Below are 16,421 nucleotides of genomic sequence, written 5' to 3'. Positions count from 1 at the left end.
GTCATCCCTTGACCGCCCCGGTGAGACCGCCGACGATGCGGCGTTCGAAGACGCTGAAGAAGATCAGCGCCGGGATCATCGACAGCGCCGTGAAGGCGAGCACCCGCGCGGTGTCGACGGAGTACTGCGACGAGAACGCCTGCACGCCGAGCGGCAGCGTGAACGTCGACGGGTCGTTCAGGATGAACAGGGGCAGCAGGTAGCTGTTCCAGCTCGCGATGAACGCGAGGATGCCGACGGTGATCACGCCGGGCAGCGACAGGCGGACGACCATCCTGAAGAAGAAGCCGAGGCGGCTGCAGCCGTCCAGGAAGGCCGCCTCCTCGAGCTCGTCGGGGATAGCCCGGAGGAAGGGCACGAGGATGATGATCGTCGTCGGCAACGCGAACGCGATCTGCGGCAGGATGACCCCGCCGAGCGAGTTCGTCAGCCCGAGGTTGCGAATCACGAGGTACAGCGGTGTGATGGCCACCGTCATCGGGAACATCAGCCCGGCCGCGAACAGCGCGTACAGCGCGCCACGACCGACGAACCGGTACCGCGCCAGCACATAGCTGGCCATCAGCCCGAGCGCCACCGTGCCGAGGGTCGTCGCGAACGCCACGATGACCGAGTTGAGCACCTGCCGCCAGAAGACCGTGCCGGTGAGCACGTCGACGTAGTTCGCGACCTGCCAGGGGCTGGGCAGCCCGGAGGGGTCGGTCGTGATCTGGGCGTTGGTGCGGAACCCGCCGATGATGATGAACGCGACGGGCGCGAGCATCAGCACGATCACGACGAGGGCGACGACGTACGCGACGGCCTTGCCGGGGGCGAACGTAGGCGCGGGTCGCGCGGCCAGCGATGGCCGGCGGGTCTGGACGGCGGTCATTTCGCGACCTTCCCGGTCAGGGCGCCCGCCGTGTCACGGCGCAGCACGAAGCGTTGGTAGACGAGCGCCACGACGAGCGAGATCAGGAACAGCACGACGGCGACCGCGTTGCCGTAGCCGTAGCTGCCCGACGTGCGCCCGTTCGCGACCATGTACGTCGCCATGGTCGAGGTGCCGGCGGTCGCGGCGATGTACTGACCCCAGATGATGTAGACGAGGTCGAACAGCTGCAGCGAGCCGATGATCGACAGGAACGCCCAGATCCGCAGCGTCGGCGCCAGCAGCGGCAGCGTGATGTGCCGCTGGATCGACCAGTAGCCGGCCCCGTCGATGGCGGCCGCCTCCGACAGCTCGGACGGGATGCCCTGCAGTCCGGCGAGGAAGAGGATCACGGCGAAGCCGATGTACTTCCAGGTGATGATCGCCAGCAGGGTCCAGATCGCGATCGACGGGTCGGCCAGCCAGTCGGTGGCGAGCGAGCCGAGCCCGATCTTCTCGAGCAGGCCGTTGACGGCGCCGTTGCCCTGGAGCATGAGGCTCCAGCCGGTGCCGACGACGACCTCGCTGATCACGTACGGGATGAAGATCAGCACGCGGATGAGCGATTGACCGCGCAGACCGCGGTTGAGCAGCAGCGCCAGCAGGATGGCCGCGGGACCCTGCAGCACGAGCGACAGCACGACGATGATCGCGTTGTGGCGCAGGGCGTCGACGAAGGTCGGGTCCTGGATGATCGTGAGGTAGTTGCGGAACCCGACGAAGTCGACCGGAGCGCCGAAGCCCTGCCAGCTGAAGAAGCCGTAGTAGGCGGCCATCACGACGGGGAAGATCACGAACCCCAGGAAGACGACCAGGGCCGGGCCGACCAGCAGGCCGATCTCGATCCGGCGGCGGGTGCCCTCTCGTTTCGTGGCGCGACGCCGGGCCGAGCCCGGAGGCGCCTGCAGGGAGGCGCCTCCGGTCGCGGTATCCGAGGTCGGCGCCGGACGGTCGGTGACCGGCGTTGCGCTGACGCTCATGAGGTGACTACGCCTTCTTCGCGGCGTCGTTGATGGCCGACACGAGGTCCTGCGGGCTTCCGCCGCCGCTCAGGAGGTTGACCACCGCGACGTTCATCGCGTTGCCCACGTTGAGGCCGTAGACGGTGTCGAGCCACTGCGAGACGAACGGGGCGTCGTTGTAGGCCGAGATGACGCTCTTCAGGTACGGCTCGGTGACGGCCTCCTGCGCGACGGTGTTGACCGGAGGCGCGTTGAAGGCCGCGTAGTACTCCTTCTGCACGTCGGACGTGGCGAGGTAGTTCAAGAAGTCGACGCACGACGCGGGGGCGCCGGCCGAGCAGGAGTACCCGTCGATGCCGCCCATGATGGCGCCGGGCTTGCCGTCACCGCCCGTGACGGCCGGGAAGGGGAACCAGCCCAGGTCGGGCAGCGGCTTCTGGTCGGGGGTCAGCGAGGCGATGACACCCGGGTCCCACGCGCCCATCAGTTCCATGCCGGCCTCGTGGTTGGCGAGGAGCCCGGCCGAGCTGCCGGCGCCCTGCTGGGCGGACGTCGTCAGGAACCCGGTGTTGAACGGCTGGGTGTCGCGGAACGCCGCGAGGTTCTTGGCCGCGTCGAGCCAGCAACCGTCGCTGAAGTCGCGGGTCTCCGCCGCCTTCGAGAGGGTGTCCGAGCTGCAGGCGCGCAGGGCGAAGAAGAAGAACCAGTGGGCCGCGGGCCAGGCGTCCTTGCCGCCGAGCGCGACGGGCTGCACACCCGAGGCCTTGAGGGCCGAGACGGCCGAGTCGAGCTCGTCCATGGTGGTCGGCGTGCTCGTGATGCCGGCCTTGTCGAAGACGTCCTGGCTGTACCAGAGACCACCCGGCAGCACCGAGACGGGCATCGAGTAGACCTTGCCGTCGATCGTCCCGGCCTCGATGGAAGCCTTCGAGATCTCCTTCGTGGCCGAGTCCGACAGCTTGCCGGTGAGGTCCATCAGCTGACCGGCCGAGACCATGGCGGCCATCTTGCCGCCGCCGCGCTGCAAGAACACGTCGGGCGCGTCACCGGAATTCAGCGCGGTCTGCAGCTTGCTGTCGAAGTCCTCGTTCTGGACCGTCTGCACGTCGATCTTGACCGACGGGTTCTTCTTGGTGAAGTCCGCGGCGGTCTTCTTCCAGAACTCCTGACCGGGGCCGGTCGTCGAGTTCTGCCAGAGCGTCAGCGACTGGTCGCCGTCCGTCCCGCCACCCGATCCGCCGGGGCTGCAGGCCGTCAGAAGACCCGCCCCCATCAGCAGAGCAGCGGAGCCTGCCAGTACCTTCGAGAGTTTTCCCATGGTGCACCTGTTCCTCTTCATTGAGTGGCCGTGTGCCGGCCGACGGTGTGTGCTGTGCGCCCAGTGTCGAAAACGTGCCCGAATGTGTCAAACGTTTTCGAAAACCATTTCCATGTCACTACGCTGACCCTCGTGAACACACGACCGACGATCCACGACGTCGCCGCGATGGCCGGGGTCTCGGTCGCCACCGTCTCGAAGGCCGTCAACGGCCGGTACGGCATCGCTCCCGCGACGATCGCCCGGGTGATGGCCGCCGTCGACGAACTCGGCTACGAGTCGAGCCTCGTGGCGAGCAGCATGCGCTCCCGCCGCACGGGCGTCATCGGCGTGCTCGTCGCCGACTTCGAGCCGTTCAGCTCGGAGGTCTTGAAGGGCGTCGGCACCGCGATCCGCACCCTCGCCCCCGACTACGACCTGCTCGCCTACAGCGGGGCCCACCACGGCGGCAACGACGGCTGGGAGCGCCGCTCGCTCAGCCGCCTCAGCGGCACCCTGATCGACGGTGCCATCCTCGTGACGCCGTCCGTCATCACGACGTCGGCCAGCATCCCGGTCGTCTCGGTCGACCCGCACACGGGCCGCACCGACCTGCCGTCGGTCGAGGCCGACAGCAGAGGAGGCGCGGTGCAGGCGGTCGAGCACCTCATCGCCCTCGGACATCGCCGTATCGGGTTCCTGGCCGGCCGCGGCGACCTGCGCAGCGCCTCCTTGCGGGAGGCCGGCTACGCCCAGGCCCTACGGAGCGCGGGCATCGCCCGCGACCCCGCCCTCACCCGCGACGGCGAGTTCGAGATGGGCACGGCCCGCCGCGCCGCCCAGTCGCTGCTCACCGACCCGAATCCCCCGACGGCCGTGTTCGCGGCCAACGACCTGTCGGCGATCGCCGTGCTGCGGACGGCCCTCGACCTCGGCCTGCGTGTCCCGGACGACCTCAGCGTGGTCGGCTTCGACGACATCCCGGAGGCGGCTCGCGAGCAGCCGCCCCTGACGACGGTGCAGCAGCCCATGCAGCAGCTCGGCACGGTCGCGACGACGATGCTCTTCGCGCAGCTCACCGACCGCCCGCTCACGACCACGGAAGTGCAGTTGCCGACCCGCCTCGTCGTCCGCGACACGACGGCGCCCCCGCCCCCTCTCTCAACGAAGTGACCCGTCGGGTCGATGTTTTCCCGCAACATCCACCGAACGCGACACATCGATCCACCCCTGCCAACGAAGTGACCCGTCGGGTCGATGTTCGCGCCCAACACCCACCGAACGCGACACATCGATCCACCCCCGGCAACGAAGTGACCCGTCGGGTCGATGTCAGGGGGACACATCGACCCGACGGGTCATCTCGTTCAGGAGTCGGACGGGTCGTCGTCCGCGGCCGCGATCAGTGCGGCCATGGTGCGCTGCAGCACGAGCACGTCGTCGAGGTCGAGGCCGAGACGCTCCATCATGCGCGCCGGGATCGACTCGGCCTGTCGGCGCAACGCGGCTCCGGGCTCGGTCAGGGCGATCGCCAGCAACCGCTCGTCCGACTCGCTCCGCCCCCGGGTGACGTAGCCGATCGCCTCGAGGCGCTTGACGAGCGGGGACAGAGTGCCCGGATCGAGTCGCAGTCGGGCACTGAGGTCTTTGATCGAGAGCGGGCGACGGTCCTCCCAGAGCGCCAACATCACGAGGTACTGCGGGTGCGTGAGCCCGAGAGGCTCGAGCACCGGCCGGTAGGCGGCGACGACTCCGCGGGATGCGACGCTGAGCGCGAAACAGATCTGACTCTCGAGGGCGAGCGGATCGCGTGTCGCGGGCGCAGTCATCGAGAGGACTCCCCCGCCGTGGTCGGACAGTGCAGCATCGTGCGCGGCCCGGTTCGGTCGACGACGTGCTCGTCCATCGCCGAGCCGCACAACGGGCAGGCCCCACCGTGCTCGGGAGCGACCAGGGGCGCCTCGTTCTTCAGCCCCAACTGCGCCGAGCCGATGTAGGGCCGGAGTCGCTGGTTGATCCGCTCGACGAAGTCGCCGAAGCGGCTTCCGCCCTTCTGTTCATCCGTTCGCATGACCGCAAGTGTACCAACCATTGGTACCCCAATGAATGCGCACCCTCAAACGAAGTGACCCGTCCGGTGCATGTTCGTCTCGAACATCCACCGGACGGGTCATCTCGTTCAGGCAGCGAGCGCCGGAGGTGCGGGTGGCGTTACGACCGCACCCCGCGACCCTGCGCCATCACCTGCTGCGCCCGTGCCGCCAGCTCGCCACGGACGAGCACGTCGTACCGGCCCGCCTCCATCGTCTTGACCGACGAGAAGTCGCGGCGTCCGCGCTGCGCGGCGTGTCCGACGAAGCCGAACAGGGCGCCCCAGAGGGCACCGAGGCCGACGGCGAGCAGCAGGATGCCGAGCCAGGCGGCACCGGGCGCGAAGATGCTGAACAGCAGCCCGAGCAGGAGTCCGAACCAGGCGCCGCCGCCGAGGCCGCGCACGGCGGCCTTGCCCGAGGTCAGACGACCCGAGACGTTCTCGACGGTGCGGATGTCGTGCCCGACGATCGACACGGCCTCGACCGGGAAGCCCTCGTCACTGAGCAGGTCGACGGCGGCCTGGGCGTCTTCGTAGCGGGTGTACGTGGCAAGGGTCTGCGGCCACCCGCCGCCCGACCACGCGCCGGTCGCGTTGGGCAGGGCCGAGATCGCCGGAGCCGGCTCGTTCGTGACCGGGCCGCGGCTAGGGCCGGAGCCCGGCTGGCTGGAGGGCGCCCCCGGAGGCACCTGCCCCGCAGGGGCCGCCGGAGTCTCGTCAGCCCCGGGCGTCGGAGTCGGTGCGTACTCGCCGTAGGCGGGACGCGCGGGCCGGGTGGGCTGCTCGCCGACGGGCGGCGTCGACGGCTGGTTCGGGTTCGATGGTTCGTCGCTCATGGGGCACTCCTCGGGGTTGCGTCGATACGACTCAAGTCTGTAGAGACAGTCGTATCACGTCCCCCTTCGGTCATCCAGAGAACGTGCAGTCAATGCACTGCATCGCGCCGCCCATGAGGCACAACGAGAAATGGCCCTCCCGAACGGGAGAGCCATTTCGCGATGGATCTGAGGGGACTCGATCCCCACCGCTCGGACGCCACACGGCTCCGCCGCGCGCCGTCACCGGCGGCGTGGGCCCACGAAGGGCTTCTCGATCCCTCACGCCGACCAAAACGAAGCAGGGCCCCGACTTCGTCGGGGCCCTGCTTCATATTGGTGGATCTGAGGGGACTCGAACCCCTGACCCCCTGCATGCCATGCAGGTGCGCTACCAGCTGCGCCACAGACCCAGAATCATTTCTGACCCTTGGTGTTTCTCCCTACCGGAAGCAACTCGTCTACATTACTACATTTTTCGAGGCCGCAAATCCACCCGGACCGCCCCGCCAGACCTGCCGCCGAATCACTCACGAGAGCCCGCGCCAGACCACTCGGCAACCGGCACGAAACACGACCCTGCGAAGCTGGTGCGCATGGAACGACCCATCACCATCAGCATCACTCGCCACGTCGCGCCCGAACGGGTCCGCGAGGCGAACGCCTGGGCGCGCGCCGGTCAAGACCTGATCGCGAGCTATCCCGGCTACCTCGGCTCCGGCTGGATACGATCCGACGCCGACGGTCCCGAATGGCACATGCTCTTCCGCTTCACCGACTCCGAGAACCTGGCCCGGTGGGAGCGCTCCCCCGAGCGGGCCTGGTGGGTCGCGAGCGCGAACGGCATCGTGCACGACACCGAGCGCCGCACGGGCATCGAGGGCTGGTTCGACCGCCCCGAGACCGTCGAGGCGATCGGCGACGACCCGCCCGAAGCCCTGCCCGCTCCCCCACGCTGGAAGCAGATGGTGAGCATCTTCGTCGGCTTCTTCCCGGTCAACGTGATCGCGCAATACGCCCTCGCGCCCGTCACACACGACTGGCCCCTCGTCCTCCGTGCGCTGCTCACGATCGTGTGCGTGATGCCCGTGATGGTGTACCTCGTGCTGCCCGCCGTGACGCGGGCGTTGCGCCCGTGGCTGCTGGCTCCATCCCGCCGCGCGCCGCAGCGCACCTGAGCCCCGGACGCCCTTCACGACGAAGGAGGCGCGGGTCGGGTTCGTCACCCGCCCGCACCTCCTCGTCGCTCGATGCCCTTCGACCTCAGTCGAACAGCTCAGACAGCCAGTTCTCTTTCTTCTTCTTGCGATAGCCACCCTGGGCGTAGCCGTCCGGCTGGTAGCCGTCCCGCCCGTAGCCGTCCTGCCGGTAGCCGCCGTCGCGGTCGCCCCGACCGGACGGTCGATCGTCGCGGTCGCGACGCGGCTCGGCGTACTGGTACGGCGCGTGCATGTTCGTCACGGGCGGCGCCGGTGCGACGGGCGAGGCCGCCGCGGCGGCGGGCGGCACCTGCTGGGGGCCGGCCCGGTCGATGATCTTGTCCAGCTCGCCGCGGTCGAGCCACACACCGCGGCACTCCGGGCAGTAGTCGATCTCGATGCCGCTGCGCTCGCTCATCACGAGCGTGGCGGAGTCGTTGGGGCACTTCATGCGTCCTCCTCGGGTGGAGGACCAGATCACCAGACCAGCCGGTGAGCGCCCTGAATCAGTTCACACCGTGCAGAAGAACGGTCTCGGGATCAGGCGTCGGCGACCGACAACTCGAGCGGGATCGACGGGCAGTCGCTCCACAGGCGCTCGAGCGAGTAGTACTGGCGGTCTTCGTCGTGGAAGACGTGCACCACGAGGTCGCCGAAGTCGAGCAGAATCCAACGCCCCTCGGCGCGACCCTCGCGGCGCAGGGTCTTGACCCCGGCCTCGAGCATCTTGTCTTCGACCTCACCGGCGATGGCGACGACGTTGCGCTCGCTCCGACCGGAGGCGAGGAGGAAGACGTCGGTCAGGGGCAGCGGCTCGGACACGTCGAGCGCGACCAGGTCGTCGGCCTGCTTGGAGTCGGCCGCGTGCGCGGCGATCTGCAGGAGCTCGATGGCACGAGGGGTGGCTGTCACGGATTCCTTCGGGGTTCTGTGGCCGGGTCGAGTGACGACTCGGGTCGTGCGAGGACTAGAGAACGCCGGTGGCGAAACCAGCGATGATCCCACCAATGATAGCCGCACCGATGACGCCCCCACCGATTCCCAGGATGAGAGGCAGGCGGTGGGTTTTCGGCTGAGCCGCCGCGAGCACGACGGCGCGCGTCGACGTGTGCGTGCTGATCGCCCGGCTCGCGCGCACCGGCTCGGCGTCGGTGTCGGCCTGCTCGGCGTCGCCCTGCTCCATGAGCCGGTCGATGTCGCTGTTGTCGATCCGGGCCTGCGAGCCGGTCGCACCGAGGCTACGCGGTAGATCGATGGACCCGGTGATGATGATCTCGCCGGTGGCGTTCAGGGCGCCGGTGACGTCGGCGACCTGCTGATCCGTGAGGATCAGCGCGTTGTGCTGACCCGTGCTCGTGCCGAGCGTGCGCCCGCCGACGGTGTCGTCGTCCGGCTCGTCGGCCTGCGTCGACCAGTGACCGACCGGAGGCACGTATCCGCTCGGGTTCGGCACCGACGCCGGCACCGACAGAGCCGGGTTCGGCGGAACGGGCGCAGCCGACGGCGAGGCGGACGAGACCGCGGCGGAATCTACCGACTCGACCGGCGCGGAGGGCGAGTGCACCGCCGGCGTGGGCCGCGGCGGCTCACCCGTCGAGAGGTCGGCGGGAGCCGGGACGGACACGGGGCGACCCGACGGGGTGGTCGGAGCGGTCGAGGAAGCCGCCGACGAGCTGAGGTCGAACGGGAAGACGCTCGGCGTGGAGGACGGTCGCGACCCGGTCGAGGGGGACATGGAGCCACGGGGACCGGTGTCCGGCGTGCCCGTCCGACGCGGGCCGGTCGAGGCCGTGACGTCGTCATCGGCGAGGGGGAGAACCGACTCGTCGTCGGCCGTGTCGGGGACGACGGAGCGAGGGGTGCCGTCGTTCGACTCGCGCGGGGCCGGGGGCGACGAGACCGCACCGCTGGCGACCACGGGCCGATCGTGCTCGGCCACGTCGGCCGAAGGCGAGCCAGCCGTCTCGCCGTCGAGCGGCGCGACCATGCGGTCGACGCCCTGCAGCGCCTCGGACAGGTCGCGGCGGGGTTCGGGCGCGGGGGCCTGCAGGGGAACGGGCTCGGCCGACCTCGTGGTCTCGGCATCGCGAAGCGCGCGGAGCTCGCGTCGGGTGAGCGTGCGCCCGGGGTCGGAGACCGAACCGGGGGCGGAGAAAGATGTGGGGGCGGCCGCGACCTCGTCACGAGGAGTCGACACCGACGAGGGAACGGGCGCCGGGCTCGTACCCGAAGCGGGCCCCTGTGACGATGACGGGGCCGGCGACGACGGGCCCTGGGAGGACGACGGGCGTGGAGCGGACGCGGGCACGGAGATCGACGTCGGGGCGGCCGGTGAGGTCACCGACGCGGGCGGGAGGGGAACGGACCCGGTCGCGGCGGCGACGGCGGCACCGGCCTCGCGCGCGCGTTCGAGATCACGGACCTGTCGTCTGGTGAGCGGCGGCTGACCGTCGGACGAACTCATGCAACACTCCGATACAGATGGTGCTTGGAGATGTACTGGACGACTCCGTCGGGGACGAGATACCACACCGGGAATTCCCGTCCGACCCGGGCGCGGCAATCGGTCGACGAGATCGCCAGAGCGGGAACTTCGAGCAAGCTTACGTCGCTCTCGGGCAAACCGCTAACGCTCAGGTCGTGGCCCGGGCGGGACACGGCGACGAAGTGGGCGAGGCTCCAGAGCTCCTGGACGTCCTTCCAGTCGAGGATCTGCGCGACCGCGTCGGCCCCCGTGATGAAGAAGAGTTCGGCGTCGGGTCGTTGCGCCCGGATGTCGCGAAGCGTGTCGATCGTGTAGGTCGGGCCCGTGCGATCGATGTCGACCCGGCTCACCGTGAACATCGGGTTCGACGCGGTCGCGATGACCGTCATGAGATAGCGGTGCTCGCCGTCGGTCACGACCGTCTTCATGTACGGCTGACCGGTCGGGACGAAGACGACCTCGTCGAGATGGAACGACTGCGCCACCTCGCTGGCGGCGACGAGGTGGCCGTGGTGGATCGGATCGAAGGTTCCGCCCATCACGCCGATGCGTGGGCGGCGCGGAGCAGCGGAGACGGAAGCGTCCGAGCGAGACACCTCATCGGGGAAGACGGCCATGGCGCGGGCCGGGTCAGTGGTTCTTCGGGTGGCCGTATTCGTCGATCGCGGTGTCGTGGTGTGCGAGCTTCGACGCCTTGCGGACGGAGCGGTTGGCGACGTCGCGGTAGCTCCACACGACGTACCCGAGGAAGAGGAAGAACACGGCGAACGTCAGCGCGATGACGATGGGCGGCGCGATCAGGGGCGCAGCGGCCTCGTGGGCGGCAGCGAGCAGCGAGACGTCGAGCATGGGATCTCCGTTCCGAGAAATACGAACCGCCTCAGTCTAGCCACGCGTCTGACCTGCGCCGCGCACCACCCACTTGGTGCTCGTCAGTTCGCCGAGTCCCATCGGGCCTCGTGCGTGCAGCTTCTGGGTCGAGATGCCGACCTCGGCGCCGAAGCCGAACTCGCCTCCGTCGGTGAACCGCGGCGACGCGTTCACCATCACGACGGCGCTGTCGACGCCGGCGAGGAACCGCTCGGCGTTCGCGAGGTCGTTGGTCACGATGGACTCGGTGTGGTGCGTCGACCAGCGCGCGATGTGCTCCATCGCCGCGTCGACGTCGGCGACCACCCGCACGGCCAGGTCGAGACTCATGTATTCGGCCGCCCAGTCGTCGTCGGTCGCCTCGACGGCGTCCGCGAACACGGCGCGGGTCCGGTCGTCGCCGTGGATCGTCACGCCGGAGGCGCTGAGGGCTCCCAGCACCGGCGGCAGCAGGCGCTCTGCCGCCGCCTCGTGTACGAGCAGCGTCTCGAGGGCGTTGCAGACGCTCGGTCGCCGCGTCTTGGCGTCGAGCGCGATGTCCACGCTCCACCCCTCGTCGGCGCTCTCGTCCAGGAACACGTGCACGACGCCGGCGCCCGTCTCGATGACGGGTACCGTCGACTCCCGCACGACCGTCTCGATCAGTTGCGCGCTCCCTCGGGGCACCAGCACGTCGACGTAGCCCCGCGCGTGCATCAGATCGGTGGCGCCCTCGCGACCGAACTCGTCGATCGTGACGACGGCGTCGGCGGGCAGGCCGGAGGCGACCAGCGCCTCCCGGATGACGTCGACGAGCACGCGGTTGCTGTTCTGCGCCGCACTGCCGCCGCGCAGGACCGCGGCGTTACCGCTCTTCAACGCCAACGCCGCGATGTCGACGGTGACGTTGGGCCGGGCCTCGTAGATGACGCCGACGACGCCGAACGGCACCCGGATCTGATCCAGGCGGAGCCCGTTGGGCAGCACCTTGCCGCGGAGCGACTCCCCCACCGGGTCGACGAGGGAGGCGACGAGTCGCGTGGCATCCGCGAGACGGCCGAGGCGCGCCTCGTCGAGCCGCAGACGGTCCTGCAGCGCCTCCGAGACCCCCGACTCGCGGGCGTTCGCCAGGTCGAGCTCGTTGGCCGCGAGGATACGACCCGACTCGGCGGTGATCGCGTCCGCGACGGCCTCGAGGGCGGTGTTCTTGGCGTCGGCCGTCAGCGTGGCGAGGGCACGCGAGGCCGTCTTCGCCGCGGCGAACTTCTCGACGATCGACGACACGGCCTCATCCACGACAGACATGGCCGAATTCTAATCGGAGGACGCGACCCCGGAGTCGTCGTGAGTCTCGGAGGCGGGAACGCCGTCGGGGTGGCCCGCCGCATCGGGGCGCGCCGAGAAGAACGTCCCGACCTCGGCTCCGCGCAGGGCGGACGCGACGTTCGCCGTGCTCGTGACGAGGACGGGGGTCCCGGCGTCGGCGGCATAGCGGGCGGCGGCGACCTTCGTGCCCGCTCCTCCCGTGCCGACACCGGCCGCGCCGATGTCGCCGAACGTGACGCCGGCCAGCTCGTCGCCGAAGTCGACGTCCACGATCTTGACGGCACCGGGCTCGTGCGGCGGGCGCGTGTAGAGCGCGTCGACATCGCTCAGCAGCACGAGCACGTCCGCACCGATCAGCTTCGAGACGAGTGCCGCGAGCCGGTCGTTGTCGCCGAAGCGGATCTCGTGCGTGGCGACCGTGTCGTTCTCGTTGACGATCGGCAGGATGCGCAGGTCGAGCAGCCGTTCCATGGCCCGCTGCGCGTTGCTGCGGTGCGTCGGGTTCTGCATGTCGCCCGCGGTGAGCAGGACCTGGCCGGCGACGATGCCGTAGCGGCGCAGGCTCTCCTGGTATCGATAGACGAGCAGGTTCTGCCCGACGGCCGCCGCCGCCTGCTGGGTCGCGAGGTCGGTCGGCCTCGAGTCCAGGGCGAGGTGCGGCATGCCCGTGGCGATCGCCCCCGACGAGACCAGCACGACCTGGGCGCCGCGGCCGTACGCCTCGGCCAATGCGTCGACGAGCGGGCCGATCTGCCCGGCGTTGTCACCGCTGATCGACGACGAGCCGACCTTGACGACGATCCGGCGTGCCGCGGCGATGGCAGATCGCGTCGTCACCGGGGTGACCTCGGCCTGTCGCCGGATCTCGGCCGTCGCGTCGGGGCTGTCGGTCATTCCTGCTCGTCACCCTCCCGCACGGGGAACCCCTCGTCGTCGGTCCACAGACCGGCCGCGCGCTCGCGCTGCAACTCGGCCCGCGCCTCCGCCTTGGCGTCCATGCGTTCGAAGTACGACTCGCGACGCTGGTTGCGCGTGGGGCGGTCGTTCTGGATGAGTCGCGGGTCCGTTCCGCGCGCACTCGTCATCAGCTCGGCGGTCGACGTGAGCGTCGGCTCCCAGTCGAAGACGATGCCGCCCTCGGGGCCGATGACGACCGTCGAGCCGGCCTGTGCGCCGGCCTTGAACAGGGCGTCCTCGATGCCGATGGCGTTGAGCCGGTCGGCGAGGTAGCCCACCGCCTCCTCGTTGTTGAAGTCGGTCTGCACGACCCAGCGCTCGGGCTTCTGACCGAGGATGCGGTACACGTTGCCGTACGTGCCACCCTCGACCTTGATGACGAACGCCTTCTCGTTGACGGCGCGCGGGCGCATGACGAGACGAGGAGGCGCGGGTCGGGCGGCGATCTCGGCCCGGCTCGCGTCCACGACCTCGGCCAGCGCGAACGAGAGGTTGCGCAGGCCCTCGTGGCTCACGGCCGAGATCTCGAAGACCTTGTAACCGCGCGACTCCAGCTCGGGCGTGACGAAGTCGGCGAGCTCGCGCCCGTCGGGGACGTCGACCTTGTTGAGCGCGATCATCTGCGGGCGCTCGAGCAGGGGCAGCTGCCCCTCGGGGACGGGATACGCCTCGAGCTCGTGCAGGATCGTGTCGAGGTCGGTGAGCGGGTCGCGACCCGGGTCGAGCGTGGCGCAGTCGAGCACGTGCAGCAGGGCCGAGCAGCGCTCGACGTGTCGCAGGAACTCGAGCCCCAGGCCCTTGCCCTCGCTCGCGCCCTCGATGAGACCGGGCACGTCGGCGACGGTGTAGCGGGTCTCGCCCGACTCGACGACACCGAGGTTGGGGTGCAGCGTGGTGAACGGGTAGTCGGCGATCTTCGGCTTGGCGGCCGAGAGCGCCGCGACGAGGCTCGACTTGCCCGCGGACGGGAACCCGACGAGCGCCACGTCGGCGACGACCTTCAGCTCGAGGTCGATGTCGCCCTGCCAGCCCGGGGTGCCGAGCAGTGCGAAGCCGGGTGCCTTGCGCTTCGTCGAGGCGAGCGCCGCGTTGCCCAGGCCGCCGATGCCGCCCTCGGCCACGACGTAGCGCATGCCGGGCTCGACCATGTCGATCAGCTCGGTTCCGTCGGCGCTCTTGATGACCGTGCCGACCGGGACCTCGAGCACGAGGGTCTCGCCGTTCGTGCCGCTGCGGTGGTCGCCCATGCCGAAGCCGCCGTTCTCGCTGGAACGGTGCGGGGCCCGGTGGAACCCGAGCAGCGTGGTGACACCGGTCTCGCTCACGAGGACGATGTCGCCACCGTGTCCGCCGTTGCCGCCGTCGGGGCCGGCGAGGGGCTTGAACTTCTCGCGCTTGACGGACACGCAGCCGTTCCCGCCGTTTCCGGCGCGGAGATGGAGCGTGACGTGGTCGACGAAGGTGGCCATGTGTTCTGTCTGTCTCTTGGTCTGTGCGTGCCGAGGAGGCGGGGTGCCGAGGAGTTGGGCCCCCGGGTCAAACACGAATGGGCGAGCACGTGCTCGCCCATTCGTTGCTGCCGTGAAGCCGGCGGTCGATCCGCCTAGGCGTCGACCGTCGCTGCGGCGACGATGTTGACGACCTTGCGGCCGCCCTTGGTGCCGAACTGGACCGATCCCGGTGCGAGGGCGAACAGGGTGTCGTCGCCACCACGACCGACGTTGGCGCCGGGGTGGAAGTGCGTGCCCCGCTGACGGACGAGGATCTCGCCCGCGAGGACGACCTGACCGCCGAAGCGCTTCACGCCGAGGCGCTGAGCGTTGGAGTCGCGGCCGTTGCGGGTGGAGCTAGCTCCCTTTTTGTGTGCCATGCGTTCTCAGCTCCCTTACTTGATCGAGGTGATCTTGACGCGGGTCAGGTCGGCACGGAACCCCATGCGACGCTTGTAACCGGTCTTGTTCTTGTAGTTCTGGATCGTGATCTTCGGGCCGCGCAGGTCGTTGAGGACCTCGGCGGTGACCGTGATCTTCGCCAGCGCGTCGGCCGCGGAGGTGACGGTGTCCCCGTCGACGTGGAGGACGGCGGGAAGGGTGATGCTCTCGCCCTCGGCGGACTTCAGGCGATCGAGGGTCACGATGGTGCCCACCTCGACCTTCTCCTGACGGCCACCGGCGCGCACGACTGCGTAGACCATGGTTGTTCCTAACTGATGTCTCGTGCCATGACCCGGCAGGGACACGGTGATGATGGGACGGGGTGACGTCTCGGGTGCGGATCGCGGCGAGGCCAGCGCGCACCAACGATCTACAGTACATGGCACCCAGATGAGCGTCAATCGACCACCTGACCGCCGGGCGGCGGCGGGACTAGCATCGACGCGTGACCATCCTGATCGACGAGCCCATCTGGCCCGCTCACGACACGGTGTGGTCGCATCTGGTCAGCGACGCGTCCTACGACGAGCTGCACGCGTTCGCGGCCCGGCACGGCATCCCCCGACGGGGTTTCGACCACGACCACTACGACGTGCCCGCGTCCCGCTACGACGAGCTCGTGGTCGGCGGCGCCGTGCCCACCCCGGGCCTCGAGCTCGCACGTCGCCTCGAGCGCAGCGGCCTGCGGGTGTCCCAGCGTCGCAAGCGCGGGTTGCCCTCGTGACCGGCGCGCGCCTCCTCGGCTGATACCCACGCGAGGCGAACCCGCGACGTTCGACGCGTCGGTCAGAGGCCTTCCGGAGGCGCGAATCGCGATTGGTCGGTCGGGTCGCCGCCGTCGACCTCCGGGCGTCGGGGGCGACCCGAGGCCGCACGTCCACCGCGGGGCTCGGTCGTGGCGGTCGGCGAGTCCGGGTCGCCCGTGACGACGGCGGGGCCCTCGTCGACGACGTCGAGGACGGCGGGCTCGTCGACGACGTCCCGCGATCGTCGAGGTCGTGGCACGTACTCCCCCGGGTCGGCACCCAGGCGGTCACGCTCGCGTCGAGCCCACAGCCATGACAGCACGCACCCCACGAGGAGCAGCGCGGTGTCGACGATGCCGTTCGACAGCGGGATCGTCGTCAGATACAGCGCGAGATTGGCCCACGTGTTGCCGCTGATCGAGAGGAGGACGCCCGGGGCGATCCCCACGACGGCGAGAGCGGCCGTCCCGATCGCGCCGGCGATGGCACCGGATCGGAGCACGGCCGCCAGGGGCGCATCCGTGGCCAGCGGCGACACGAAGATCAGCACGATGGCGGCGGCGAGATAGAACGGGAAGGGATAGAGGACGAAGCTGCCGAGGAACTGCCCGACGGGCGTCGCGAGGAACCCGCTCGGGAAGGACGTGGCGGAGAAGCCGATGGCCGATCCGATCAGAGCCAGCAGACCGAGTGCGAACCGGGCCACGAGCACGACGCCCACGGCGACGACGGCCGACACGGTCTCCTCGCGGGTCAGGCGGCGACGCACGGCGGCGACCACACCGCGACGGGCGGGTGTCGAGCGATCGGTGCTGGTCACACGCTCACCTTAGACGCCCGGCCGGAGGC

At 69.7% G+C, this 16,421-nt stretch carries 20 protein-coding genes and 1 tRNA gene; 3 read left to right on the top strand and 18 right to left on the bottom strand.

Annotation, left to right across the window (positions count from 1 at the left end):
* Nucleotide 1 precedes the first annotated feature (1 nt).
* The 3 genes from ACPEEZ_RS05235 to ACPEEZ_RS05225 are packed head-to-tail and all read right to left on the bottom strand — an operon-like array spanning nt 2 to nt 3,190.
* Nucleotides 2–871: a carbohydrate ABC transporter permease gene (locus ACPEEZ_RS05235; protein WP_423923504.1), complete on the bottom strand. Its 870-nt coding sequence runs from the start codon at nt 869–871 to the stop codon at nt 2–4.
* Nucleotides 868–1,890: a carbohydrate ABC transporter permease gene (locus ACPEEZ_RS05230; protein WP_423923502.1), complete on the bottom strand. Its 1,023-nt coding sequence runs from the start codon at nt 1,888–1,890 to the stop codon at nt 868–870. Before ACPEEZ_RS05230 ends, ACPEEZ_RS05235 begins: the two co-directional genes overlap by 4 nt.
* Before the next feature lie 7 nt (nt 1,891–1,897).
* Nucleotides 1,898–3,190 carry an ABC transporter substrate-binding protein gene (locus ACPEEZ_RS05225; RefSeq protein ID WP_423923500.1) on the bottom strand — a complete coding sequence of 431 codons (1,293 nt, stop codon included), beginning with the start codon at nt 3,188–3,190 and terminating at the stop codon, nt 1,898–1,900.
* A 132-nt stretch (nt 3,191–3,322) separates the two neighbouring features.
* Between ACPEEZ_RS05225 and ACPEEZ_RS05220 the strand changes: the two genes are divergently transcribed.
* Entirely contained in the window at nt 3,323–4,342 is a 1,020-nt protein-coding gene (locus ACPEEZ_RS05220; protein ID WP_423923498.1) for a LacI family DNA-binding transcriptional regulator, read from the top strand.
* 194 nt (nt 4,343–4,536) lie between these two features.
* Here the strand turns inward: ACPEEZ_RS05220 and ACPEEZ_RS05215 are convergent, their stop codons facing one another.
* The 4 genes from ACPEEZ_RS05215 to ACPEEZ_RS05200 form a co-directional block, all read right to left on the bottom strand.
* The gene (locus tag ACPEEZ_RS05215) at nt 4,537–4,998 is read right to left on the bottom strand and encodes a MarR family winged helix-turn-helix transcriptional regulator (protein WP_423923496.1); all 462 of its coding nucleotides are present in this window, start codon (nt 4,996–4,998) and stop codon (nt 4,537–4,539) included.
* Nucleotides 4,995–5,240, bottom strand: coding sequence for a hypothetical protein (locus ACPEEZ_RS05210; protein ID WP_423923494.1), 246 nt, complete (start codon nt 5,238–5,240; stop codon nt 4,995–4,997). Before ACPEEZ_RS05210 ends, ACPEEZ_RS05215 begins: the two co-directional genes overlap by 4 nt.
* 140 nt (nt 5,241–5,380) lie before the next feature.
* Nucleotides 5,381–6,097, bottom strand: a complete 717-nt coding sequence (locus ACPEEZ_RS05205; protein ID WP_423923492.1) for a general stress protein — start codon at nt 6,095–6,097, stop codon at nt 5,381–5,383.
* 316 nt (nt 6,098–6,413) lie between these two features.
* Nucleotides 6,414–6,489 (bottom strand) — tRNA-Ala (locus tag ACPEEZ_RS05200).
* Nucleotides 6,490–6,672: 183 nt separating this feature from the next.
* Between ACPEEZ_RS05200 and ACPEEZ_RS05195 the strand changes: the two genes are divergently transcribed.
* A complete protein-coding gene (locus ACPEEZ_RS05195; RefSeq protein ID WP_423923490.1) occupies nt 6,673–7,254 on the top strand; it encodes an antibiotic biosynthesis monooxygenase in 582 nt (193 codons plus the stop codon).
* An 85-nt stretch (nt 7,255–7,339) separates the two neighbouring features.
* On the opposite strand, the gene ACPEEZ_RS05190 is transcribed toward ACPEEZ_RS05195, so the two are convergent.
* The 10 genes from ACPEEZ_RS05190 to rplU all read right to left on the bottom strand — a co-directional run bounded on the left by ACPEEZ_RS05190 (nt 7,340) and on the right by rplU (nt 15,086).
* A complete protein-coding gene (locus ACPEEZ_RS05190) occupies nt 7,340–7,726 on the bottom strand; it encodes a zf-TFIIB domain-containing protein (protein WP_423923488.1) in 387 nt (128 codons plus the stop codon).
* Between the two features lie 89 nt (nt 7,727–7,815).
* Nucleotides 7,816–8,187 carry a ribosome silencing factor gene (gene rsfS / locus ACPEEZ_RS05185; RefSeq protein ID WP_423923486.1) on the bottom strand — a complete coding sequence of 124 codons (372 nt, stop codon included), beginning with the start codon at nt 8,185–8,187 and terminating at the stop codon, nt 7,816–7,818.
* Between the two features lie 55 nt (nt 8,188–8,242).
* Nucleotides 8,243–9,739, bottom strand: coding sequence for a hypothetical protein (locus ACPEEZ_RS05180; RefSeq protein WP_423923484.1), 1,497 nt, complete (start codon nt 9,737–9,739; stop codon nt 8,243–8,245).
* A complete protein-coding gene (gene nadD, locus ACPEEZ_RS05175) occupies nt 9,736–10,377 on the bottom strand; it encodes a nicotinate-nucleotide adenylyltransferase (protein ID WP_423923482.1) in 642 nt (213 codons plus the stop codon). The genes ACPEEZ_RS05180 and nadD overlap by 4 nt, the downstream gene beginning before the upstream one ends.
* A gap of 13 nt (nt 10,378–10,390) precedes the next feature.
* A complete protein-coding gene (locus tag ACPEEZ_RS05170; RefSeq protein WP_423923480.1) occupies nt 10,391–10,609 on the bottom strand; it encodes a hypothetical protein in 219 nt (72 codons plus the stop codon).
* Between the two features lie 36 nt (nt 10,610–10,645).
* Nucleotides 10,646–11,914, bottom strand: coding sequence for a glutamate-5-semialdehyde dehydrogenase (locus ACPEEZ_RS05165; RefSeq protein WP_423923478.1), 1,269 nt, complete (start codon nt 11,912–11,914; stop codon nt 10,646–10,648).
* 9 nt (nt 11,915–11,923) lie between these two features.
* On the bottom strand, nt 11,924–12,829 hold the full coding sequence (gene proB, locus ACPEEZ_RS05160) for a glutamate 5-kinase (protein ID WP_423923476.1): 906 nt from the start codon (nt 12,827–12,829) through the stop codon (nt 11,924–11,926).
* Entirely contained in the window at nt 12,826–14,361 is a 1,536-nt protein-coding gene (gene obgE, locus ACPEEZ_RS05155) for a GTPase ObgE (protein ID WP_423923474.1), read from the bottom strand. The genes proB and obgE overlap by 4 nt, the downstream gene beginning before the upstream one ends.
* Nucleotides 14,362–14,495: 134 nt before the next feature.
* On the bottom strand, nt 14,496–14,762 hold the full coding sequence (rpmA, locus tag ACPEEZ_RS05150; RefSeq protein WP_423917578.1) for a 50S ribosomal protein L27: 267 nt from the start codon (nt 14,760–14,762) through the stop codon (nt 14,496–14,498).
* Nucleotides 14,763–14,777: 15 nt separating this feature from the next.
* Nucleotides 14,778–15,086, bottom strand: a complete 309-nt coding sequence (rplU, locus tag ACPEEZ_RS05145) for a 50S ribosomal protein L21 (RefSeq protein ID WP_423917575.1) — start codon at nt 15,084–15,086, stop codon at nt 14,778–14,780.
* A gap of 185 nt (nt 15,087–15,271) precedes the next feature.
* Here rplU and ACPEEZ_RS05140 point away from each other — a divergent pair, with 185 nt between their 5' ends.
* A complete protein-coding gene (locus ACPEEZ_RS05140; RefSeq protein ID WP_423923472.1) occupies nt 15,272–15,550 on the top strand; it encodes a DUF4031 domain-containing protein in 279 nt (92 codons plus the stop codon).
* A 62-nt stretch (nt 15,551–15,612) separates the two neighbouring features.
* Here the strand turns inward: ACPEEZ_RS05140 and ACPEEZ_RS05135 are convergent, their stop codons facing one another.
* On the bottom strand, nt 15,613–16,392 hold the full coding sequence (locus tag ACPEEZ_RS05135) for a hypothetical protein (protein ID WP_423923470.1): 780 nt from the start codon (nt 16,390–16,392) through the stop codon (nt 15,613–15,615).
* Nucleotides 16,393–16,421 lie beyond the last annotated feature (29 nt).

This window comes from Frigoribacterium sp. 2-23, from assembly GCF_049601585.1.
Lineage (GTDB): Bacteria > Actinomycetota > Actinomycetes > Actinomycetales > Microbacteriaceae > Frigoribacterium.
This window is presented reverse-complemented; position numbering and strand designations above follow the sequence as displayed.